The organism is Ruminococcus champanellensis 18P13 = JCM 17042 (assembly GCF_000210095.1).
Classification (GTDB): Bacteria; Bacillota; Clostridia; order Oscillospirales; family Ruminococcaceae; genus Ruminococcus_F; species Ruminococcus_F champanellensis.
The window spans coordinates 704,651-728,258 of the sequence record NC_021039.1 but is presented as its reverse complement, the minus strand read 5'-3'; the positions used below and the strand labels follow the sequence as shown (position 1 = coordinate 728,258).

The window sequence follows — 23,608 nt, the reverse complement described above, 5'->3', positions numbered from 1 at the left end:
GCAGGCAGACAGCTGCTGCTGTAATCCACCATGGCAGCGGCAGGATTTGCAATCTGCCGTTCTCCCTGGGCATACAGATCCGCCGCCCGCTTCAGAGTCAGGGTATGTACCGTGACGCTTTCCGGCTCCAGGGCAATGACCCGATCCAGGGTATTCCGGAAGCTGTCCGGGGTATCCTGGGGCAGTCCGGCGATCAGATCCATATTGATATTGTCAAAGCCCATGGAACGGGCAAGCAGAAAGGCATCCACTGCCTGCTGCGCCGTATGCTTTCTGCCAATGGCACGGAGCACCGCATCGTTCAGAGTCTGGGGATTGATGGAAATCCGGTCAGCCCCATACCGGCGGATCACTTCCAGCTTCTCCCGGGTGATGGTGTCCGCTCTCCCCGCTTCTACAGTATATTCCCGGATCCCATCCAGGTGCATGCTGCTTTGCAGGGTATCCATGATCTGTGCCAGCTGCTGCGCAGAAATGGCAGTCGGCGTACCGCCGCCGATGTACACCGTGTCCAGCTTCAGATGCAGTGCCCGGATCAGTTCCCCGTAGATCCGGATCTCCCGGCACAGGCAGTCCACATAGGCTGGGATCAGTTCTCCGGCTTCGGCAATGGAATGGGACACAAAGGAGCAGTAGCTGCATCGGCTGGGGCAGAAGGGAATGGAAATGTACAGACTGATGGCATCCGGGGCAAGTCCCTGCAACAGGGGCAGCTGCACCCGGGCAGTTGCCTTTGCCAGCGCCAGCTTTTTCTCTGACACCAGATAGGTCTGCTGCATATGCGCCGCAGCCTGCTCCAGGGTACTGCCCTGCTCTACGGCAGCGGTCAGCATCCGCACCGGTCGGATGCCGGTCAGCATGCCCCAGGGAGGTGTCACGCCGGTGGCTTCCGTCAGATGGGCATACAGCGTCCGGCACAGGGTATGCTCGGCGGCATGCTTGTCCCCATCCGGAGACAGGGAGGCTTCCCTAAGCCGGCGCACGCCGGACAGGCTGGTCTCCACCAGGATTCGATCTTCTGTAAAGACCGTGCGGATAAAATCCCCTGCACAGGGGGCATCCTCCGTACAGAATGCAAAGCGCATTGCCGGGAAAAACAGCTTGACCGTGGCTTCGGTTTCATATTTAAAGTCGTGACCGATGAGAAAAATAGTCATATCAGGTATAATCCCGCAGATACGGGTTGTGCTCCTTTTCGTAATCCAGGGTGGAGGCGCCGTTGTGTCCCGGATAGATCAGCAGATCCCCGGTCAGACCGTTGAGCCGGGTCAGGGATTTGCGCATCTGGGGCATACTGCCGCCGGGAAAGTCGGTTCTGCCGATGGATTGGCGGAACAGGGTATCTCCGCTGAGCAGAAGCCCGTTGCCCAGGTAACAGACGCTGCCGGGGGTATGTCCGGGCGTATGCAGCACGGTGAGCTCCACATCATCCAGCCGGATATGCTCCCCGTCGGTCAGGGTATCCGCATCCGGTACCGGGGCAAAGCCCTGCATGCCCATGGGCGTGGACAGACTCCGGATCTCGTCCGTCAGCATACCCAGATCATCTCCGTGAATGTACACCGGAGCGCCGGTTTCCTGCTGCACCTGGGCAACGCCGCCGATGTGGTCATAATGGCCATGGGTCAGCAGGATCCGATCCAGGTGCAGCCCCTGCTGTCGCAAAAGCCGCAGCAAAATCTCCGGATCTCCACCGATGTCCACCGCAATGGCGTTTTTCTGGTCTGTTTCAAGAATATAGCAATTGGCACCCAGGGGGCCAAGGGAAAGCATGTGTACCTTCATGAGGGAAACTCCTTTCTTCAGTCAGCACCACACAGGGCTTGTGCAGTGCCTTTATCCGTTCTTTTCGGTTTTCACAGCAGCACGCTCCACGCTGATGACGCCCTTCACATGGCGGATCTTATCCATCAGATTCCGCAGCTGCTCCGTGCCGGCAATGGTGATCGCCGCTTCAAACAGGGCATTGCCATTTTTCAAATTCCGGGAGGCGGAGTGAATGATGGGGATCTTGGACTCCATCAGCACCCCGGTAATATCGTACACCAGTCCCACCCGGTCAGTGGCAATGACCTCGATGCCGGTCTGCATGGCTGTCTGGGGCGTGGCTGCCCACTGAACATTCACCCAGCGCTCCGCCTCAGCCGGGTCGTTCCGCTTCATGGCTGCCCGGTAATTGACACAGTTTTTGTTGTGAATGGAAATGCCGTGGCCACGGGTGATAAAGCCCACGATCTCGTCCCCGGGCAGTGGATTGCAGCACTGGGCATACTTCACCACGCAGCTGTCGATATCATCCAGAATGATGCTGCCCGTATTCCGGGCACGGACACCAGGATTCGGCGCTTCCGGTGTCGGAGCAGTTTCCTCGGTTTTGTACTGCTTGACGTATTTATCCCGAAGCCGGGACATGATCTTGGACAGCAGGATGCCGCCGTAGCCAATGGAGGCATAGAAGTCATCCAGGGTGGAGCAGTTGTGCCGCTTCAGGTCATCCGCCAGGAATTCCTCCAGCTTGTCCTCGGGCACATGGATCTGGTACCGGCGGAATTCCCGCTCCAGAGCATTCTTTCCGGTTTCGATGTTCTCTCCCCGGCACTCCTTCTTGAACCATGCCCGGATCTTGGACTTTGCCTCGTTGGTCTTGGCGATCTCCAGCCAGGAACGGCTGGGACCCTTTTTCGGATCCTTGCTGGTGATGATCTCACAGATCTGCCCGGTCTGGAGCTGATAATCCAGGGGGACGATCTTGCCGTCCACCTTGGCGCCGATGGTCTTGTTGCCGATCTCGGAGTGGATCCGGTAGGCGAAGTCAATGATGGTAGAATGGATGGGCAGGGCGATGGAATCTCCCCGGGGGGTCATGACCATAATCTCCTCCGGGGCAATGTCGTTCTTGATGATCCGAACGATCTCCTCGGCATCATCCGATGCCTGCTGGGCTTCAATGACCTGTCGGATCCAGGCAAGGCGCTCCTCCATCTTGTCCTTGCCCTGGACGCCCTCCTTGTACTTCCAGTGGGCGGCAATGCCGTATTCCGCCGTAGCATGCATCTCCCAGGTACGGATCTGTACCTCAAAGGGAATGCCCTCCCTGCCCAGTACGGTGGTGTGCAGGGATTGGTACATATTCGCCTTGGGAGTGGAGATATAGTCCTTGAACCGGTTGGGGATGGGACGGAACATATCGTGGATCAGTCCCAGTACATTGTAGCACTCCCCCACCGTGTTGACGATGATCCGCACGGCGTATTTGTCGTACACTTCCTCGATGCTCTTGTGGTTGACGAAGATTTTCTTGTAGATGCCGTAAATGCTCTTGACCCGTCCGTCAATCTGAGGCGGTGCGGAAAATTCCACGTCCTTGAACCGGTCGGCAATGCGCTTCTTGATGCTTTCGATGAACGCCTCCCGTTCCTCTTTCTTGATTTCCAGAATATGCTCAATCTCCGCATAGGCGTAGGGATCCAGGTAGCGGAACGCCAGATCCTCCAGTTCCTCCTTCACTGCCCGGATGCCCAGACGGTGGGCAATGGGGGCGTAGATGTTCATGGTTTCCAGGGCGGTTTTCCGCTGCTTATAGGAGGGGCGGTACCGGAGAGTGCGCATATTGTGGAGCCGGTCGCACAGCTTGATGATGATGACCCGGATATCCTGGGACATGGCAAGGAGCATTTTCCGCACATTCTCCGCCTGCTGCTCTTCCGGGCTGAAGATCGGGATCTTGTTGAGCTTGGTCACGCCGTCCACCAGCATGGCAACGTCCTGGCCAAAGCGTTTCTTCACTTCCTCCAGGGTTACCGGGGTATCCTCCACCACGTCGTGAAGCATGGCGGCACAGATGGTGTCCGTGTCCATGCCCAGCTCCAGCAGAATGTAGGAAACCGACAGCGGATGGATGATATAAGGCTGTCCGGAGGAGCGGGTCTGCCCCTCGTGAGCCTTGGCGGCAAATTCGTAGGAGGAGATGATCTTGCTCAGATCATACTGCTTGTCCTCCGTAAGAATTTTCTGGATCAGCATGTCTATGGTACATATTTCTTCCGGCATTGTGATTCCCCCAATCAAGTAAAACCGTTTTCAGCGAGTCTGTGCAGCTCCAGGAACACCTGGGATTCGGTGATCTGCACCTTGGCGGTCACCGGCAGCCGCCGCAGAGTCCCTGCCGCAGGATCCAGTGCGATCAATCCCCGCTCTGCGAAAATATCGCAGCAAATGCGAAATTTACAGTAGTTCAGATCCGTCCCGGCACAGGCGGCATACAGCGCTTCCAAGGGCATGTCCTCCTGACCGATGGCATTGTACACCCGGATCAGCTCCTGCCGGGCAGGCAGCATCCTGCCGTAATACGCCCTGGGCAGTGCCTCCTTCCGCCAGTAGGCTTCATAGCTTGCCTGGGCGGCAAAGTATGCGCTCTGTTTGGTGCCGGACAACCGACCGTCCCGGATCCTTGCCCGGATACAAGGCTTGCCGTTCCAGCTGTCCGCCTGGATGGTCAGCAGCAAGTCACAGGCATCCCCCTGTCGGAAGGGCAGGGCATCCGGCTTGCAGAAAAACCAGAATGCGCTGATGTTCACGTCTCCGTACCGGAGGGTGATCCGGCTGTGCTGCCCGTTTTTCGTAGAGGTCACCCCAGTGACGGATGCCCCCACCACCGCAAACAGCGGCTCCGGATTCTCCGCACCGAAGGGCGCAAGCACCTCCAGCCCTGCCGCCTGTTTGGGTGTATACAAAGCGGGGGGCAGCAGCAAGGCGGAAAGCTCCGGTACGGGCATAACCGGGAACTGCTCCCTGGCATACTGCTGCACCAGTCGGTCAAATTCCGGAAGATCCGCCGCTGAAAGGGTCATGCCGCCGGCGCCCTTGTGTCCTCCCCAGTGCGTCAGCACCCCGGATGCGGCATGCAGGCACTGGTACACGGAAAAATCCCCGAAGGAACGGGCGGAGCCCCGGGCGGTGTCTCCCTCCACGGAAAGCAGGAAACAGGGCTTTCCGAACCGCTCCACCAGCCGGGCGGCAAGAATGCCGATGACTCCGGGATGCCAGCCCTCCCCCGCCAGTACAAGCACCCGGGCGTGAAGCAGAGCCGGTTCCTCCCGGAGCTTCTGGTCGATCTGCTGCATGATGGCGTTTTCCGCAGCCTTCCGCTCCGTGTTCAGCTGATCCAGTTGAGCGGCAAGAGATTCCGCCTCCTGGGGATCATCGCACAGCAGAAGCCGAACCGCCAGGGTAGGAGAGCCGAACCTGCCGGCGGCATTGATCCGGGGTGCCAGCATAAAACCGATGCTGTGGGCATCCAGGGGCTTTTCTGCCAGACCTGCCACCTGGATCAGCGCCAGCAAGCCCTCCCGTTCGGTGTTTTGCAGATACTCCAGACCCCGGCGCACCAGGAACCGGTTTTCCCCATCCAGGGGTACGATATCCGCCACCGTACCGATGGCGGCAAGGTCGCCAAACTGCTCCAGCGCCATATCGTAGCCGCCCCCGTCCAGAGCCGCAATCAGCTTCAGGGCAACCCCTGCGCCGCACAGGTTTTTGTAGGGACTGGGACAATCCGCCCGGTGGGGATTGACCACCGCCGCCGCCCGGGGCAGGCATTCTCCCGGCTGATGGTGATCCGTTACCACCAGAGTCATGCCCAGCTGGGCGATCAGCTCCGCCTCCGCCAGGGCGGCAATGCCGTTGTCCACGGTGATAATGAGGGAAACCCCCTCCTGTGCCAGCTGCCGGATGGAGGCTTCGTTCATGCCGTAGCCCTCGCTGCGCTCGGGTATGTAAAACCGCACATCCGCCCCCAGACATTCCAGATAAGAGTACAGCATCACCGTGGCGGTGACTCCATCGCAGTCGTAATCCCCGTACACACAGATGGGCTTGCCGGATTCCACCGCTTCGTTGATGACCTCCGCCGCTTCCTGCATATCCCGGATCAAGAAGGGGTCGGACAGCTCGTCCGAGCCAAGGAAATCCGCCGCCGCCTGTACCGTGCGGATACCCCTTGCGGCAAGCACCACCGCACATAAAGGCTCCAGATCACTGCCCTTCGTCAGCGCACCCGCCGCTGCCTCATCCGGCCTGGTAATGCTCCATTTTTTCATATTCCTCTGCAAATCCGCTGCCAGGCAGGGATCCTCTCCTTTTCTGCGGCATCCGCCGCTTATTGCATCATATTATTATAGCATTCTATCCGGCAGATTGCAAGGGCAATGCAGCACAAAGCAGCGCATATCCGCAAAGGCGATCCCACACAAAATATTATGTCGGTTTTTTAAAAACGGGGCTTTCTTTTTTGCGGAATCCGTAGTATAATAGTATTATATTGTTTCTTCGCAGGCTTGAAGAAGCGGAAATGAAATCGGACGCATTGGGGAGCGTATCGGGTGAGGTAAATTATGCAAACACAGTATTCATTGGGCATCGACGTGGGCTCCACCACGGTAAAAACCGTCGTGATCGACGACGCAAAGCAAATCATCCGTTCCAGATATCAGCGGCATTATTCCCGGATCAAGGAAACCGTTTCCGAACAGCTGGAGCAGATTGCCGGAGAGTACCCGGACAGCCTGTTCACCCTGTGCATCACCGGCTCCGCAGGGCTGGGGCTTGCCAATCATGCAGACCTGCCCTTTGTGCAGGAGGTGCATGCGGCATTCATCGCCGTGAAGGAAGCATATCCGGACACGGACGTGGTGATCGAACTGGGCGGCGAGGATGCCAAGATCATCTTTCTGACCGGAGGCGTGGAGCAGCGTATGAACGGCTCCTGCGCCGGAGGCACCGGGGCATTCATCGACCAGATGGCAACCCTGCTGGGTGTCACCGCCGACGAGCTGGATCGGCTGGCATTGCAGGCGGAGCAGGTATACCCCATTGCCTCCCGCTGCGGCGTATTTGCAAAATCCGACATTCAGCCCCTGCTGAACCAGGGAGCACGTCGGGAGGATATCTCCGCCAGCATCTTTCAGGCGGTGGTGGATCAGACTGTATCCGGTCTGGCACAGGGCAGACAAATTCAGGGAAAGGTGCTGTTTCTGGGGGGGCCCCTGTCCTTCCAGAAGGGACTCCGAAAGGCGTTTGTGCAGACTTTGGGACTGGACGATGCCCATGCGGTATTCCCGGAAACGGCACCGGTGTTCGTGGCATACGGCTGCGCCCTGTTCGCCAAGGAAGGCGGCACTCCCATGCGCCTGTCAGACTGCCTGGAAAAGCTGCAGAAGGCACGGGGCGGTGAACAGCGCATGACCGGCAGACGGCTGTTTGAGGATCGGGCGGAATATGAAGCCTTCATCCAACGGCACAAGCAGCACGACCTGAAGTATGCGGATCTGCACACCTACACCGGGGACGCATACCTGGGAGTGGACGCAGGCTCTACCACCACTAAGCTGGTGCTCATCACCGGCAAGGGAGAGCTGCTGTACTCCCACTATGCCTCCAACCAGGGGCAGCCTCTGGACAAGATCGCCGAAAAGCTCCGGGAAATCTACCGGGAAAAGAACCCTGCCATGCGGATCCGGGCATCCGCCGTTACCGGCTACGGCGAGGAGCTGATGAAGGACGGGCTGGGCATGGATTTCGGCATCGTGGAGACCGTCGCCCACTACCGGGCGGCATCCTACTTCTGTCCGGATGTGGATTTCATCATCGACATCGGAGGGCAGGACATCAAATGCTTCAAGATCAAGAATCACACCATTGACAGCATCATGCTCAACGAGGCATGCTCCTCCGGCTGCGGCTCCTTTATCCAGAGCTTTGCCCAGGCAATGGGATACGATATTGCGGAATTTTCCCAGTTGGGGCTGTTTGCACGGAATCCGGTGGATCTGGGATCCCGGTGCACTGTGTTCATGAACAGCAGCGTCAAGCAGGCACAGAAGGACGGGGCAACGGTGGAGGATATTTCCGCCGGTCTGTCCGCATCCATCATCAAGAACGCCATTTACAAGGTGATCCGGGCAAAGTCCGTGGAGGAACTGGGGCAGAACATCGTGGTGCAGGGGGGAACCTTCCTGAACGATGCAGTATTGCGCTCCTTTGAGCAGGAGCTGGGCAGAAACGTGATCCGGCCTGCCATTTCCGGGCTGATGGGGGCATTCGGCGCCGCCCTGTATGCCATGGAGCATCAGAAGGCGGAAAGCACGCTGATTTCTCCGGAAGCGTTGGCACAGTTCAGCTACACCACCAGGGCGGCAACCTGCAAGGGCTGTACCGCCCATTGCAGCCTGAGCATCGTGCGCTTCTCCGACGGGCATACCTACATTTCCGGCAACCGGTGCGAAAAGGGTGCAGGCAAGGCAAAGGGTACCTCCCTGCCCAGCATGATGGCGATCAAATACGACCGGATCCTGCACACCAACGATACCAAGTCGGCGCATCCCAAGGCAAGGGTGGGGCTGCCCATGGCACTGTCCTTCTATGAGCAGATGCCCTTCTGGCACGCCTTTTTCAACGTCCTGGGATTTGAAACGGTACGGTCGGAGGAAAGCGACAGAAACGTATACTACAAGGGGCAGCATACCATTGCGTCGGACACCATCTGCTATCCGGCAAAGCTGACCCACGGACATATTGAAAGCCTGCTGGAGCAGAAAGTGGACTTCATTTTCTACCCCTGCATGAGCTATAATATTGACGAAGGGGAAAATGACAATCACTACAACTGTCCGGTTGTGGCATATTACCCGGAGCTGCTGAAGGCCAATAATCCAAAGCTCAACAAGCAGAATTTCCGGTTCCCCTATATGGATCTGAATCAACCGAAAAACGTGGCAAGAGTCATGCAGGAGACCCTGGCAGACTACGTCATCACCCGGAAGCAGACCAAAGCGGCAACGGAAGCCGCCTTTGCGGCCCAGAAGCAATACCGGGAATGGGTCATTGCAGAGGGGCAGAGGGTCATTGCCCAGGCACGGGAGGCAGGCAAGCCCATCATCGTGCTGGCAGGCAGACCCTATCACATCGACCCGGAGATCAACCATGGAATCCACAAGCTCATCACCTCCCTGGACATGGCAGTGGTGACGGAGGACTGCGTGGCGCATCTGGGACATGTACAGGATTTGCAGATCCTGAACCAGTGGACCTATCATGCACGGCTGTACCGGGCGGCAGAATATGTGACCACCCAACCGGATATGCAGCTGGTACAGCTGGTATCCTTCGGCTGCGGCATTGACGCCATCACCACCGATGAGGTGCGCTCCATCCTGGAGCGGAAGGGGAAATTCTATACCCAGCTGAAAATAGACGAGATCAACAACCTGGGAGCAGCAAAGATCCGGCTGCGCAGCCTAGTTGCCGCCATGGAACAGACATAAGAGTTCTGGTGCGATACAGTAGGAGGAAGTCCTGATATGGCAGAGCATGCAAAATTTACAGAAGAAATGAAAAAGACACACACCATTCTGGTGCCCAACATGCTGCCGGTACACTTCAAGCTGTTCATCAGCATGTTCGAGCAGTACGGCTATCATATGGAACTGCTGGAGACCTCCAGCCGAGCCGTGGTGGATGAGGGATTAAAGAACGTGCACAACGATACCTGCTACCCGGCGCTGCTGGTCATCGGTCAGTTTTTGGAGGCGCTGAAAAGCGGCAGATATGATGTGAACCGGGTGGCACTGCTGATTACCCAGACCGGCGGCGGCTGTCGGGCATCCAACTACATCCACCTGCTGCGAAAGGCGGTGGAACGGGAATTCCCCCAGGTGCCGGTGATCTCCTTGAATTTCAGTGGGCTGGAAAAGGATTCCGCATTCAAGGTCACGCCCCCCATGTTCCTGAAGCTGCTGTACGGCGTGCTGTACGGGGATCTGCTGATGTCCCTGTACAACCAGTGCAAACCCTATGAGCTGGAACGGGATGCCACAGACCGGTGCCTTGCCAAGTGGCAGAAACGGCTGGAGGAATCCTTTGCAAACGGCGGATATCTGCACACCGGCAGGAACTACAGGGCGATCCTGGAGGACTTTGCAAAGCTGGAACGCAGCAAGGTGAAGAAGATCCGGGTGGGCATCGTAGGCGAGATCTATGTGAAGTACTCCCCCCTTGCCAACAACGATCTGGAGAAATTCCTGCTGTCGGAGGGCTGTGAACCGGTGGTGCCGGCTCTGCTGGAGTTTGTCATGTACTGTGCGGCAGGCACTGTGGTGGACGCCAAGCTGTACGATCACACCACCAATATGACCCGGCTGTACCGGCTGGGATACAAGCTGATCTACAGCCGCCTCAAGCAGCAGATCCGGATCGTGAAGCAGCACGGGGTATTTGATCCTCCCCACGACTTTGAGGAGGTGCGCCGGGCGGCGGACGAGTACATCAGCCAGGGGGTATCCATGGGCGAGGGCTGGCTGATCCCGGCGGAGATGGCGATGCTGGCGAAATCCGGCACGAAAAACATCATCTGCGCCCAGCCCTTCGGCTGTCTGCCCAATCACATTGTGGCAAAGGGCATGTCCCGTGCCATCAAGCAGAAGCATCCGGACGCCAATATCGTTGCCATTGACTACGATCCGGGGGCAACCCGGGTCAACCAGGAAAACCGGATCAAGCTGATGCTGTCCAATGCGAAACAGGGATGACCTGCATCCTTGCACAGGAGAATACCCTGTGGTATAATCATCTAAGGCAGCACTCCACAGAGCTTGTGCAGCGCTGCCATGAAATGCCGTTGGATCAGAACGGCTCACCTGCATGTACCAAACACATGCATGCGTCCGAGCGGAACAGCTCCGCCGGGCAGCTTTGGAGGTGTTACTTTTGATTTATACAGTTACATTTAACCCATCTCTGGATTATGTGGTGCATGTGCCCCGCTTTTCCGAAGGCATCGTGAACCGAACCGTGCGGGAGCAGCTGTACCCCGGAGGGAAGGGCATCAACGTGTCCCTGATGCTCCGGAATCTGGGCGTGGAGAGCATGGCGCTGGGCTTTGTTGCAGGCAGCACCGGGGAATCCATCACCCGGTTTTTACAGGAAAAGGGCTGCCGGACGGACTTTATCACCCTGCCGGAGGGCATGAGCCGGATCAACGTGAAGCTGAAATCCGAGCAGGAAACCGAGATCAACGGACAGGGGCCATACATTACAGAGGATGCGATCCAGGCACTGTACGAAAAGCTGGATAAGCTGAAAATCGGAGACGTGCTGGTACTGGGCGGAAGCATCCCCCACACCCTGCCCTCGGATATGTACGAGCGGATCCTGGCACGGCTCTACGGCAGAGGAATCTCCACTGCGGTGGATGCCACGGGAGAATTGCTGCTGCGGGTGCTGAAATATCACCCCTTCCTCATCAAGCCCAACGAAACCGAACTGGCAGAGCTTTGCTGCCGGGTGCCCCAGTCCGACGAGGAGCTGGTATGCTGCGCCAGGGAATTACAGGCGCAGGGGGCACGGAACGTACTGCTGTCCCTGGCGGAGCGGGGCGGCATGCTGGTAACGGAGCAGGGGGAGATCCACCGGCTCTATGCCCCCTACGGCGAAACCGTCAATTCCGTCGGTGCCGGGGACTCCATGGTCGCCGGTTTCCTGGCAGGATTTATGCAGTGCGGAGATTATTACGAAGCCTTCCGCACGGGCATTGCCGCCGGAAGCGCCACCGCATTCAGTGAGTGGATCGCTGACGAAATGCTGGTGCGTCAGCTAATGCAGAGAATCAAATAAAGGAGCAGAAACACCATGAAATTAGGTATGGTTGGTCTTCCCAACGTGGGAAAAAGTACATTGTTCAACGCCCTGACCAATGCAGGAGCGGAGTCGGCAAATTACCCCTTTTGCACCATCGAGAAGAATGTTGGCATCGTATCTGTGCCGGATGAGCGGCTGGATAAGCTGGCGGAAATGTATCATCCGGAAAAGTTCACCCCGGCAACTCTGGAATTCGTGGACATTGCCGGGCTGGTAAAGGGAGCCTCCAAGGGGGAGGGACTGGGCAACAAGTTCCTGGCAGATATCCGGGAGGTGGATGCCATTGTACATGTGGTACGATGCTTTGAAAATATCGACATCATTCATGTGGACGGAGAGATCAACCCGGCAAGGGACATTGAAACCATCAACCTGGAGCTGATCTTCTCGGACATTGAAATGCTGGAGCGGCGCATCGACCGGGCAAAGAAGGCCTCCAAGGGGGATAAGAAGTACCTGGCAGAGGTGGACTTCCTGGAGCGGCTGAAGGCATTTATGGAGGAGGGACATTCCGCCCGTGCCTTTGATTTTACAGAGGATGAACTGGAAATGCTCAAGTCCACGCCCCTGCTGTCCGCAAAGCCGGTGATCTATGCTGCAAATCTTTGCGAAGCGGATTTTGTGCATAATATCGATACAAATCCGCATTATAAGAAGGTATGCGAAATTGCCGAAGCGGAGCATTCCGCCGTTCTGCCCATCTGCGCACAGATGGAGGCGGAGATCTCGGATATGAGCGATGAGGACAAGAAACTGTTCCTGTCGGAGCTTGGGCTGGAGGTTTCCGGTCTGGGACGGATCATCCAGGAGGGCTATTCCCTGCTGGGGCTGATCTCCTACCTGACCGCCGGTCAGCCGGAGGTACGGGCATGGACCATCAAGAAGGGCACCAAGGCGCCCCAGGCAGCCGGCAAGATCCACACGGATTTTGAAAAGGGCTTCATCCGGGCAGAGGTGGTTTCCTTTGACGATCTGATGGCGTGCGGCACCATGGCTGCCGCCAAGGAAAAGGGACTGGTACGGCTGGAAGGCAAGGATTATGTGATGCAGGACGGAGATATCGTGCTGTTCCGCTTCAACGTATAAACAGCGCATGCATCGGAGCGATCCGGTACGGAATCGCAGGATCACACTGTGGGAAGGAGTGATCTGATGGAAAACAAATCGCTGGCTCAGGTACGGGAATTGTTCCAGGATGATCGGTTCGCCACCCTCAATGGAGCACAGATCACCGAGATCGGGGATCATTTTGCCAAATGCGAACTGGAACTGGAGGAGCGGCACCGGAATGCCCTGGGGGCTGTCATGGGCGGTGCCACCTTCACGCTGGCGGATTTCGCCTTTGCTGTGGCATCCAACTGGGAAAAGCCAGGCACCGTGTCCCTCAGCAGCAATATCACCTATCTGGGAGGCGTGAAGGGCAGCCGGCTCATTGCCGAAGCCCACAGAGTCAAGGACGGCAGGACAACCTGCTATTACCAGGTCACAGTGACGGATGAGCTTGGCACCCAGGTAGCGGCAGTTACAGTGACAGGCTATCACACAGCATAAGCAACCGCATCCGCACCGCTGCGGATGCAGAACATAGGGCAGCATTGCACAAAGCTTGTGGGCGCTGCCAGAAAGGAGTGTCTATCTATGAAAACCTGCGAATTGTTCCGGGATCATACGGTGCTGTCCTTTGAGATCTTTCCGCCCAAGCCCACCTCTCCGGAGGACACCATTTACCGGACTCTGGACGGACTGCGGGATCTGCACCCGGATTTTATCAGCGTCACCTTCGGCGCAGGCGGCGGTGCCAATAACCAGAAATCCCTGGAGATCGCCTCTGCGGTAAAGCATCAGTACGGCATCGAAAGCGTTGCCCATCTGCCGGGCATCAACCTGACCCGGTCGGAGGTGCTCACCATGCTGGAGCAGATGCAGCAGCAGGGCATCGAAAACATTCTGGCACTGCGGGGGGATGTGCTGCCGGATACCCAGCCCAGGGGTGAATTCCGCCATGCGGACGAGCTGATCTCCTTTATCCGGGAACATGGGGATTTCAACATCCTTGCAGCCTGCTATCCGGAGGGACATACGGAAAGCCCGGATACGGTAACGGATCTGCGGAACCTGAAGCGCAAGGTGGATGCAGGTGCCAACCAGTTGGTGACGCAGTTGTTTCTGGATAACCGGTATTTCTACGAATTCCGGGAAAAGGCGGAGCTGGTGGGGATCCATGTGCCCATCGAAGCCGGGATCATGCCGGTTACCAACAAGAAGCAGATTGAGCGCATGGTGCAGCTATGCGGGGTGCATCTGCCGGATAAGTTCATGAAGGTCATGAACCGGTATGAGCATCAGCCGGAGGCATTGCAGGACGCAGGCATTGCCTACGCCATTGACCAGATCGTGGATCTGATTACCCAGGGGGTGGACGGGATCCACCTGTACACCATGAACAAGCCCTATGTGGCACGGCGGATCTATGAGGCTGTCCACCGGCTGCTGTATGCGTAAGAAGACACTATGCGACTGGACGGATTCGGACTGTTTGTACGGGATATGGGACGGATGATCCGGTTTTACCGGGATGTGCTGGGCTTTGAGATCCGGGAGGATGAGGATACCAGCAACGTATACCTCATCAAGGACGGCACCCTGTTCCTGCTGTACGGCAGGGATGATTTTGAGCGCATGACCCATCGGCGGTATGAATACATCAAGGGACTGAACGGGCATTCCGAACTGGCTCTGTATGTGGGCACCTTCCAGGAGGTGGACGAGCAGTTCCGCCGGGTGGTAGCACTGGGGGCTACGCCGGTACTGGAGCCGGAAACGGAGCCATGGGGACAGCGCACCTGTTATATCGCAGACCCGGAGGGAAACCTCATCGAGATCGGCTCCTTCAACAAGCCCTTTGCACGGTAACACAAAAAGCCCGGAAGGCAGATACCTTCCGGGCATTGTTTTTGTCATGGTAAGATCAGCTGAACAGACCGAACCGCTTCTTTTCGTAGAAGGGCTTTTCACCGCTGACCAGATCCTTTGCAGAATCGGAAGCCACATCCACCACCTTGACCGCAAGGTCAGTGTATGTGCCAGCCTCTGCCTTGATGGCGGCGAATACTGCTGCACGGTCGTCATCACATTCCGCAGCGATCAGATAATGGGGCTGCTCTCCCAGCATCAGCTGCAGGTATGCACGCTTCACACCCTTCTGCTTCTTCAGATACCGACTCAGAGCATCGATCAGCTCCTGGGGCTTTTCAGCCGCAGAAACCGGATTGACCGTCTGCTGAATCTTGGGCTTATCTTCGGATTCCTCTGCCTCGGCAGCCTTTCTTGCCTCAGTCTCCTTGGCAGCACGGATGTAAGCCTCCATTTCCTTTTCCTTCTTCAGGTTGTTCATTGCCATGTCAACCTGGCTGGAAAGACTGGGGGCACCGCCTACCAGCACCTTTCCATCCTGCTGCCGGGGCACCTGTCTTGCATGCTGGAACAGATTCTCCAGCTGCTCCCGGGTCAGGCACATATTGTCCCCGAAGGGGTTGATGACAAAGCCCTTGCAGATGGGATTCTGGGAAAAGACCATGGCGAAATCCCGGACAGTCAGCACAGCAACCTGATGCCGGGGCTGCACGGTATTCTTCACCAGCTCGTCCTGGTCGGTAAAGGCAGGAATGAACTTCTCGTTCTTATCGTTGGTCAGCATCTGGAACGCCACACGGGTGGATACTCTCTCCCCGGGCTTCATGGTCTCGTTGGGGGGCGTCTCCATGATTACGGGCACCAGATAGCGGGCATTGAGCATTTCCTGGAGGAATTTGATCTCATTGACCCGGTTGGTTTCGCTCTTGAACTGGGCAATCGCCTCCAGCAGCTTGGGATTGGTGATCGGTGCGGGGCGGGTAGGCTGCGCCTGCTGTTCAGGCTGCTCCGGCTGCTGCCCCTCCGGGGTCTTCTTTTCTTCTTCTGCCATTGATTTGTCCTCCTGTATATACAGATTGCCTATTGTCGGTACGATTTATCATACGAATACTGTTATTATAGCATACATATCAGCCAATTGCAAGCCGTATCACAGAATTTTCTCAATTCAAAAAGCCCATTTTGTAATCCATTGGGCACAATCCTGCATTGCCAGGTGAAATCCCACATGTTATAATTGTGTTAGCAAAATATAAACAAATCATGTTTGGCATGGCACAGGGCATGTGCGGTGCCCATAAAGGAGGAATTGCAATGAAAGGCTTTTTGCGCATGGGACGGAGTCTGCTTCTGTCCCTGACTCTGCTGGCGGCATGGATGCTGCCTCTGTTCGGAGACGCTGCACTGCCCGCAGCCGCAGCATCCGTGGATTATCCGGTACAGCTAATGAATATTGCCGCCAAGGACAACAGCTCCGTGCTCACTGCCGGCGGTACGGGGGACGGTGCTGCCGTACTGCCCAAGGCACCGGGCAAGGATCTGACCCTCTCCTGGCGATTTGACCGGGTGGGGAAGGATTCGGTGGGCACCTTCTTCAAGCTGGTGAATGCAGCATCCGGCAGGCTGCTGACCCCCGCCGGGTACCAGGTCAGCGCCGGCACCAGCGTGATCCTGTATGGCAGCGAGTCTGCCAAGTCCCAGCACTGGTATGTGATCCCGGTGCAGCAGGATCGGCTGGGAAATGATCTGTATTACAAGATCGTGAATTATTCGGACACCTCCCTGGCGCTGACCCGGGGTGCCTCCGGCATGTCTCTGGCATCCTACACGGGAGCGGACAATCAGCTGTTCCTGCTGAACGCAGACGGTCTCCAGGGCTTTGCAGGCTACTGCCAGGACGACAACACCGGAAAGGTAAAGGCGGCAGACATCGGCGGCCTGTTCGGAGAAGTGGTGGAGGTGTCCACCTTTGCGGATCTGAAAAAATATGCCACCGCTGACGAACCCTACACCATTGTAGTGACCGCAGACCTGAAGGTCACCTCCCTCCAGAAGGACTCCTCTGGCAGGTACTACTGCCCGGACGGCAGGATCTATGTACACAGCAACAAAACCATCATCGGCAGCTACAACGCCCATACCCTGTATAACGTTCAGTTCTGCACCGCCACGAAACATGGCGTAGGCAATAACATTATCATCAAGAATTTTGATTTGCAGCACGATGCGGAATCCAACGGCAACGATTCCATCGTGGTGTATTTCGGCTCCGGTCAGAATCTCTGGGTGGATCACTGCACCTTTACAGGCCATGCAGCCGTGAACACCGCCTCCACCGGTCTGGAGGACTGGGACAAATTCCTTGCCTGCTGCTATGATGCGGACTATTGCTCCGTATCCGACAGCAGCTTCGGACTCCATGAATACGGACTGATCTTGGGATATCCGGCGGACGATGAAAACTCCTACAAAACCTACAACAATTTTCCCCGCATGTCCCTGCTGGGCAACCGGTTCACCAACACCATTACCCGGGGACCCGGACTGATGCGGTACGGCTACTTCCACTCCATGAACAACTATGTAAACACCTTCAGCATGGCGTACACCGTACACACCGCCTGCAAGATCTATGCGGAAAACTGCTACTATGACGGAGGCTCCATCAAGGGCAACGTGATCTGTGACTGGAACTCGGTGACGTATCCCGGCTCCTATGCAGAATCCGGCTCCAAATTCGTCAACTGCAAGCGAACCACCATTGAGGGGCAGGCACAGAACTGCACCTGGCGGCCAAACAAGAACTACAGCTATGTGACCCTGTCCGCCGACCAGGCAAAGACCTACTGCGAAAGCTATACCGGCTGTCAGACCTCCAAAAACAATATGATGTACCTCCGGTACGGCACCAAGGGCATTCCCAGTGCCGGGTATACGGAATCTCCCAGCGCTCCTACGGCGGCATCCTTCCCGGAGGGGGCTGCATACCGGATCAAGAACGTAAACTCCGGCCTGTATATGCAGGTAGCAGGGGGCAAGGCAGAAAACGGTGCCAATGTACAGCAATGGGGCACGGACGGCACCTCCGTGCATGACGTATGGAAGCTGTACAGCGCCGGAGACGGCTATTATTACATTGTATCCGCCCTTGGGGACGGAGCATCCTTTGTACTGGATGTGGCAGGAAAGAAGGCTGACAACGGCGCCAACCTGGATATCTATCAGTACAACGGCGGCACCAATCAGCAGTTTATGTTCACCGCCAATGGAAGCGGCAGCTATAAGCTCCGCACCCGGATCAGTGGGGATGCCTCCGCAGTGGAGGTTGCCAACGGGGATACCGGATCCGGCGCCAATGTGCAGCAGTGGCAGATCAACGGCGCTGCCTGCCAGGACTGGATCCTGGAGGAGGCAGCGGATCCGGGCTGCAAGATGGATGTCAGCCTGATCTACGGCTTTGAAAATGAGAACTCCGGACAGATGATGGAAATCGCCAACGCCTCCATGCAGGATGGGGCAAACGTACAGCAGTATCCCTCCAACGGGCTGGATTGCCAGAAGTGGGTACTGACAGCCTACGGCTCCGGGAATTTGTACTACATCCGCTCCGCCCAGGATGACAGCTTTGCGCTCCGGGCAGAAAGCGGCGAAAACGGCGGCAATCTGAGCATTGCGCCCTTTGCGGCGAAAAGCGATGCCCAGCTGTTCCGGTTCGTGAAGAATCTGAACGGCTCCTACAGCATTCTGACTCACGCTTCCGCAGAAGCATGCCTGGTGGAGACCGGGTATGCCTCCAAGGAGAATGGTGCCAATGTACAGCAGTGGGAAAACACCTCCAACGGCTGTCAGCGGTGGCTGCTGCATACAGAGGCAAAACCCGTCCGGGGAGACGTGAACCGGGACGGCAGCCTGTCCGTGGCAGATCTGGTGCTGGTACAGCGGTGGCTCACCAGAGTGCCGGATATGACCCTGGCGGACTGGAAGGCGGCAGATCTCACCGGGGACGGCATACTCACCGGGGCAGACCTTGTACTGCTGCGGCAGGCACTGCGAACAGCGTGATTCCCTTAGGCGGCTTCTTTTCAGAAGCCGCTTTTTTTGGTATACATTGCTTTTTTCAACATTATATGCTACAATAGGCGTATAAAGGAGGTTGAGATATGAACACAAGAAAGCTCTTATCCGGTGCGGCTGCTCTTGCTCTGCTGTGTTCCGCCGGAGGCTGTGGGCAGAATGAGTCGGAGCAGACCCATGCAGAGGTGCAGCAGAACTCCGGTACATCTGATATCTCCACAACGGATGCGCCTGTCAGCACGGAGCCTGCCGGGACGACGGGTACATCATCTGTTGCCACAACGGCTGTTTCCACAACGTCCGTTCCCGGTACCCAACCCCAATTCTGCATGACCACAAATCCGCCTGTTTCAACATGTGAACCCCAGGACAATTCCCACACGGAGCAGGCGCAGACAAATCCGGATCCGTCTGCAAACTGGCAGGAGGCTTTGGCGGCGGAAATCGAGACCTGGGGTGGGGAGACATTCTGCAACAGGCTTGGCTCTACCACCTTCCGGGGTACGAGGTATGGATTCACGAAAAGAGAGGTTTCGGAAACCACATATGAGTACATTTTCTTTTCGGTAGATCCGGACAATCGGGGAAGCATTTTGAACAGATGGACTAAAAGCCGTCCAGACATCACTACCATGTATGCCTGCAACGGCAGGTTCTATTTGAAGTCCAACGTGCCTGGAAAAAGGTATGAATCATGGGTCGATACTGTGGCACGTGTCATAGATCTCTACGACACATCCGGCACCCTGATTCAAACCTGCACCCTGCCCCACTTCAACGCCTGGCATGACCAGGTGCCGGGCGATGGTGGCGAATTGTCCAGCGATTTTATCACCGTATGCGGCAACGGCAGCATTCTGATCCGGCAGTATAAAACCACGGACGCTTACGACCGGATGCACTTTTATTATCTGCTTGATCCGGAAACCGGCGAAAAAACCGCTCTGCCGCCCCCCTATGAAGGGGCATTCGGGTTCTTTCAGTGTGGTAATCCCGTCTACCCTCTGGAGGTGGATGGGGTGTATCAGAACAAGCTGTACGTCACCTGTACTGATGATTGTAAGCAGAAAACAGGGTACTGGTATGATCTGAACGCCGGGGTGTGGCATGCCCTGGATGTGGATCTGAACGATTCTGATGTGAATCCGAGCGATTCTGACAATTACGCCATCGGCAGGTTCTTGTTTACCAAGGGACGGGTCTATGATATGAAAACGGATCAGCTTCTGTCCGGTCTTCCGGAGAGCGCAGCGCCCCTTGATCCCAACAAGCTGCTGGATCCGAACCGCACGCTGACCGTGAACGACACAGGCGTATACCTGCGACAGGACGACGGCTCCAACACAGCCATTCTAAAGTGGGATTAAGGCAGCACCCCCTACATTTACGTACAAACACAGCAGCCCGGCAGGAAATCCTGCCGGGCTGCTGCTATGAGAAAAAAAGTTTGAGAAGTGGGCTGAATGAATCAGTGGGAGTGTTCCCCCTTCTGAGGATCCTGCTCCGTGCCGTTTTCCTGCCGGCTGTCCTCCTCATACCGGCTGCGGTCGGTAAACATGCCGCCGCAGACAATGGTAAGGACACCGCCGATCAGGAATGCCGCCACCAGGATCAACAGCAGACTGGCTGTCATGGATCACACCTCCCGGCGCACGAAACCATCCCATGCGGTCAGCAGGAAGATGAACAGATGCACGCCCAGAACACACAGGGCAAAGCCCACTGTCTGTCCCATAAAGGCGGAATTCCCCTGGGAAATGGCGATCAGATCCGTGTTGGAGAAGATCAGGAACCGTGCCCAGTCCAGACGGAAGGCACTGAGAATGGTGACGATCAGACTGCCGCCCAGCATGGCACCCATACCGATGCCCACGGACAGCGCCGTATTCCGCACCAGGGAGGAGATCGCAAAGGCAAGGCTGGACATCACCAGAATGTTCACACTGCTGAGCATATAATTGCGCAGGATGTATACAAATCCGGGCATGCTCTTCACAGCACCGGAGGAAACGTAAAAATACTGTGCCCCCAGGTTATCCGTGCCAAACAGGAGCATGGACCCGAGACCGGAAAGCAGGTAGGTCAGCAGGAGCATGCAGTAGCCGAAGGTAATGGCGGTCACATACTTTGCCGCAAGGATCTTCCAGCGCTTTGCCGGATTGATCAGCAGGAACTTGATGGTGCCCTGGGAAAATTCAGAGGAAACGATGGCGCCGCAGACCATGATCATCAATATGCCGACAAAGGTCAGCACCCGGTAGGAATCGCTGAACACAGTCCAGAAATTCAAGATCCCGGAGTTGAACCAGCCGGTATTTTCGGACACATCAAAGGTAATGCTGTGATCCAGCCGATAGGTATACAGCTGCACATTATCCTTCAGCTTCTGGTATTTGTTTGCATCCACGCTGACGCCGTTTCCCTTCTGCTGCTCCATGGACGCAAGCTCTGCCTTGGCTGTGGACAACTGTGCCGCCAGCCGGTATGTGGCATCCTCCTGATCCGGCTTCAGATTGTGGTCGATGCAGTACTGGTACAGCCAGCTGTCCTCCTCTGTTCCCTCCGGAGCGGCATCCAGCATGTACTGAAAGTATGCCTTCCAGTCCTCGTTGATGATAGCTGTTTTCAGAGATTCCGCAACGGCTGCATCCTGCACCTCGTGAAAAACAGCGGTGACAGCCGTCCTGCGCCAGTCGTACTGGAAGATCTCATGATCCAGGCAGAACTGGTATTCGGCAACGTCAGCCTCCCAGCCTTCATACTTGGTCTCCTTGGCATAGGTCAGATTGCTGTTGAGCTGTTTCTTCCAATCCTGTTCGGACATCTCGTAACGGTTATTCTTCACTTGATATTCTGCAATCTTGGAAACGCCGAAATAGCCTACACACACCACCAGGATCAGAATCAGCATGATCCAGGTGCTTACCTTCTTTAATATCTTGATATACTCGTTTTGTACAAGTCGGATAAACTTACCCAATTTGCGCACCCCCGTTCTCCTGTGTCATGGCGATAAATACATCCTCCAGCCGCTTGGTCTGCTCCGGCACACAGGTCATGACCCGAATCTGCCGGGATACCAGGGTTTCGATCACATCGCCGATGATCTCGTCCGCTCTTTCTGTTTCTATCCGCAGCACCAGGGAATCCTCCACAGCCTGCTTTGCCTGCTCCGGCAATTGAGTCAGAGCCTGTACCGCAGCGGCAGGATCACTGACCTTTAAGGTGTACCGGATGGTGGTATCCTGTGCCGCAGAGATCATATCCTCCGTGGTCTGGACATCCAGGATCCTGCCCCCAACGATGATGCCAACCCGGTCGCACATCATTTCCATTTCCGACATCAGGTGACTGGAAACCAATACTGCAATGTTCTCCTTGTGGGCAAGGTTTTTCAGAATGTCACGCAGCTCCTTGATGCCTGCCGGATCCAATCCGTTGGTGGGTTCGTCCAGAATCAGGAGCTTGGGCCGGTGGAGCAGCGCCTGCGCCACCCCAAGCCGCTGCCGCATGCCCAGAGAGTACTTGCCGACCTTGTCGTTGATCCGGTTGGACAGCCCCACCAGCTCCACTACCTCGTCAATGCGCTTTTCGTCCACGCCGGTGCGCATCCTGGCATACTGCCGCAGATTCTCCCTGCCGGTCATGTACTTGTAAAGCTCCGGGTTTTCTACGATGCCTCCCACGCACGCCATGGCATCCTCAAAGTGCTTGGTGATGCTGTGACCGTGGATCTGTACATCGCCCTCATCCAGCCGCAGCAGTCCCACAACAATCTTGATGGTGGTGGTCTTTCCGGCACCGTTTGGGCCAAGGAAGCCGAACACCTCCCCGGCGTAAACCTCCATGCAAATATCATGCAGGATCTGCCGCTTGCCGAAATATTTATTCAGGTGGTCAATTTTCAGTGCAACCTCCATTACGCTTCTCCTCCTTCCCCGGAAACGATGACGGTGCTGCCATTCTCCCAGCCAAGGCTGTCCAGATAGATGATCTTCCAGTCCCCATCCACCAACTGGTAGGTGAATTCATAACTTACAGTAACAGTGGTGGACATCAGATCGGAAGAACGCTTCTGTTCCTTGCCCTGAGGTATGGCTACGTCTTCCTGGTACATGTACATATTCCCGCCTGCAATATCCTGCATGGCATTGGGATACGCAGGAGAAAACCAACAGGGATCGCCTACATACTGCACCACACAGTCAAAGGACATTATCACCTGGGCAGTGTTGACCCCGCACTTGGTCACGGAGCAGTCCGCATTGTTCACGGCGGCAGTCATTTTGGTGATATATCCGTACACCTCTCCGGAATCCTTCAGATAGCTGTTGTAGCCGGCTTCCACCTCGCTGCGGTTCATGCCGTAATAGTAAAAGCTCTGGCTCTGGGCGGATTCAACATCCTTCCAGTTTTCGTTCAGCAGCTTGGTCAGATCATCCTGGATGCTCTTGACGTAATCCGGCTGCTTTGCAAGCTCCTCCAGACTCCGGTACTTCTCCGGGGTCACGTTCAGCTCACACAGCTTCTGCATGTAATCCGCCGCCATATCCTTAAGCAGGGGCTTTGTCTTTTTGAACTGCAGGGTATCGCTGATTACATAGATCACGAAGCCCACAAGCAGCACCCCTGCCAGAACCAGGCCACGGTTGATGCGTTTGTACACGTTTTTCATGTTCCCTCTCCTCCAAATGTATTAGGTGTATTAGCTTCATTAATACTCTTGTTGTATTATACACCCTAGTACACTTGTTGTCAACTGTTTTCGCAAAAAAAATGACCCCCATTTGCACTTTTGGCAAAATACACGGCAAGCAGCATTAAATGCGGCAGAAAACTGTGCGATTTGTATGAGTGATTCCGCAAATTCGGTTGACTTTTCCGCCGGGCTGTGCTATACTGAGATGTAGTATATAATGTATGAGATGCA

18 protein-coding genes are annotated in these 23,608 nt (G+C 56.2%); 9 read left to right on the top strand and 9 right to left on the bottom strand.

Annotation, left to right across the window (positions count from 1 at the left end; translation table 11 throughout):
- The 4 genes from hemZ to recJ form a co-directional block, all read right to left on the bottom strand.
- Positions 1-1,157 (bottom strand): coproporphyrinogen dehydrogenase HemZ (gene hemZ / locus RUM_RS03215; RefSeq protein ID WP_049775499.1); only part of this gene is annotated, 1,157 nt, incomplete at its 3' end.
- A gap of 1 nt (position 1,158) precedes the next feature.
- Entirely contained in the window at positions 1,159-1,785 is a 627-nt protein-coding gene (locus RUM_RS03210) for an MBL fold metallo-hydrolase (protein WP_015557784.1), read from the bottom strand.
- Positions 1,786-1,836: 51 nt separating this feature from the next.
- Positions 1,837-4,050 (bottom strand): RelA/SpoT family protein, encoded by a 2,214-nt coding sequence (locus tag RUM_RS03205; protein ID WP_015557783.1) that lies wholly within the window; start codon positions 4,048-4,050, stop codon positions 1,837-1,839.
- A gap of 14 nt (positions 4,051-4,064) precedes the next feature.
- A complete protein-coding gene (recJ, locus tag RUM_RS03200; protein ID WP_015557782.1) occupies positions 4,065-6,098 on the bottom strand; it encodes a single-stranded-DNA-specific exonuclease RecJ in 2,034 nt (677 codons plus the stop codon).
- A gap of 294 nt (positions 6,099-6,392) precedes the next feature.
- Between recJ and RUM_RS03195 the strand changes: the two genes are divergently transcribed.
- The 7 genes from RUM_RS03195 to RUM_RS03165 all read left to right on the top strand — a co-directional run bounded on the left by RUM_RS03195 (position 6,393) and on the right by RUM_RS03165 (position 14,604).
- On the top strand, positions 6,393-9,320 hold the full coding sequence (locus RUM_RS03195) for an acyl-CoA dehydratase activase (protein WP_015557781.1): 2,928 nt from the start codon (positions 6,393-6,395) through the stop codon (positions 9,318-9,320).
- 36 nt (positions 9,321-9,356) lie between these two features.
- Positions 9,357-10,583, top strand: a complete 1,227-nt coding sequence (locus tag RUM_RS03190; RefSeq protein WP_015557780.1) for a 2-hydroxyacyl-CoA dehydratase — start codon at positions 9,357-9,359, stop codon at positions 10,581-10,583.
- 178 nt (positions 10,584-10,761) lie between these two features.
- Positions 10,762-11,667 carry a 1-phosphofructokinase gene (gene pfkB, locus RUM_RS03185; RefSeq protein WP_041326231.1) on the top strand — a complete coding sequence of 302 codons (906 nt, stop codon included), beginning with the start codon at positions 10,762-10,764 and terminating at the stop codon, positions 11,665-11,667.
- Positions 11,668-11,682: 15 nt separating this feature from the next.
- Positions 11,683-12,777, top strand: a complete 1,095-nt coding sequence (gene ychF / locus RUM_RS03180; RefSeq protein WP_015557779.1) for a redox-regulated ATPase YchF — start codon at positions 11,683-11,685, stop codon at positions 12,775-12,777.
- 66 nt (positions 12,778-12,843) lie between these two features.
- Positions 12,844-13,242 carry a PaaI family thioesterase gene (locus RUM_RS03175; RefSeq protein WP_015557778.1) on the top strand — a complete coding sequence of 133 codons (399 nt, stop codon included), beginning with the start codon at positions 12,844-12,846 and terminating at the stop codon, positions 13,240-13,242.
- A gap of 87 nt (positions 13,243-13,329) precedes the next feature.
- A complete protein-coding gene (gene metF, locus RUM_RS03170) occupies positions 13,330-14,193 on the top strand; it encodes a methylenetetrahydrofolate reductase [NAD(P)H] (RefSeq protein WP_015557777.1) in 864 nt (287 codons plus the stop codon).
- A 9-nt stretch (positions 14,194-14,202) separates the two neighbouring features.
- Positions 14,203-14,604 (top strand): VOC family protein, encoded by a 402-nt coding sequence (locus RUM_RS03165; RefSeq protein ID WP_015557776.1) that lies wholly within the window; start codon positions 14,203-14,205, stop codon positions 14,602-14,604.
- A 55-nt stretch (positions 14,605-14,659) separates the two neighbouring features.
- On the opposite strand, the gene RUM_RS11930 is transcribed toward RUM_RS03165, so the two are convergent.
- Positions 14,660-15,655, bottom strand: a complete 996-nt coding sequence (locus RUM_RS11930) for an enhanced serine sensitivity protein SseB C-terminal domain-containing protein (protein ID WP_015557775.1) — start codon at positions 15,653-15,655, stop codon at positions 14,660-14,662.
- 263 nt (positions 15,656-15,918) lie between these two features.
- On the opposite strand from RUM_RS11930, the gene RUM_RS11925 reads away from it, so the two are divergent.
- Complete coding sequence (locus RUM_RS11925; protein WP_015557774.1) at positions 15,919-18,666, top strand: RICIN domain-containing protein; 2,748 nt, start codon at positions 15,919-15,921, stop codon at positions 18,664-18,666.
- A 98-nt stretch (positions 18,667-18,764) separates the two neighbouring features.
- Positions 18,765-20,045, top strand: coding sequence for a RodZ family helix-turn-helix domain-containing protein (locus RUM_RS03150; protein WP_015557773.1), 1,281 nt, complete (start codon positions 18,765-18,767; stop codon positions 20,043-20,045).
- A gap of 101 nt (positions 20,046-20,146) precedes the next feature.
- Here RUM_RS03150 and RUM_RS12530 read toward each other — a convergent pair whose 3' ends face one another.
- The 4 genes from RUM_RS12530 to RUM_RS03135 are packed head-to-tail and all read right to left on the bottom strand — an operon-like array spanning position 20,147 to position 23,353.
- Complete coding sequence (locus tag RUM_RS12530; protein WP_015557772.1) at positions 20,147-20,311, bottom strand: hypothetical protein; 165 nt, start codon at positions 20,309-20,311, stop codon at positions 20,147-20,149.
- A 3-nt stretch (positions 20,312-20,314) separates the two neighbouring features.
- Entirely contained in the window at positions 20,315-21,658 is a 1,344-nt protein-coding gene (locus tag RUM_RS03145) for an ABC transporter permease (RefSeq protein WP_157864592.1), read from the bottom strand.
- Positions 21,651-22,598 (bottom strand): ABC transporter ATP-binding protein, encoded by a 948-nt coding sequence (locus tag RUM_RS03140; protein WP_015557771.1) that lies wholly within the window; start codon positions 22,596-22,598, stop codon positions 21,651-21,653. The genes RUM_RS03145 and RUM_RS03140 overlap by 8 nt, the downstream gene beginning before the upstream one ends.
- Positions 22,598-23,353, bottom strand: a complete 756-nt coding sequence (locus RUM_RS03135) for a hypothetical protein (protein WP_015557770.1) — start codon at positions 23,351-23,353, stop codon at positions 22,598-22,600. Before RUM_RS03135 ends, RUM_RS03140 begins: the two co-directional genes overlap by 1 nt.
- Between the last annotated feature and the right edge of the window lie 255 nt (positions 23,354-23,608).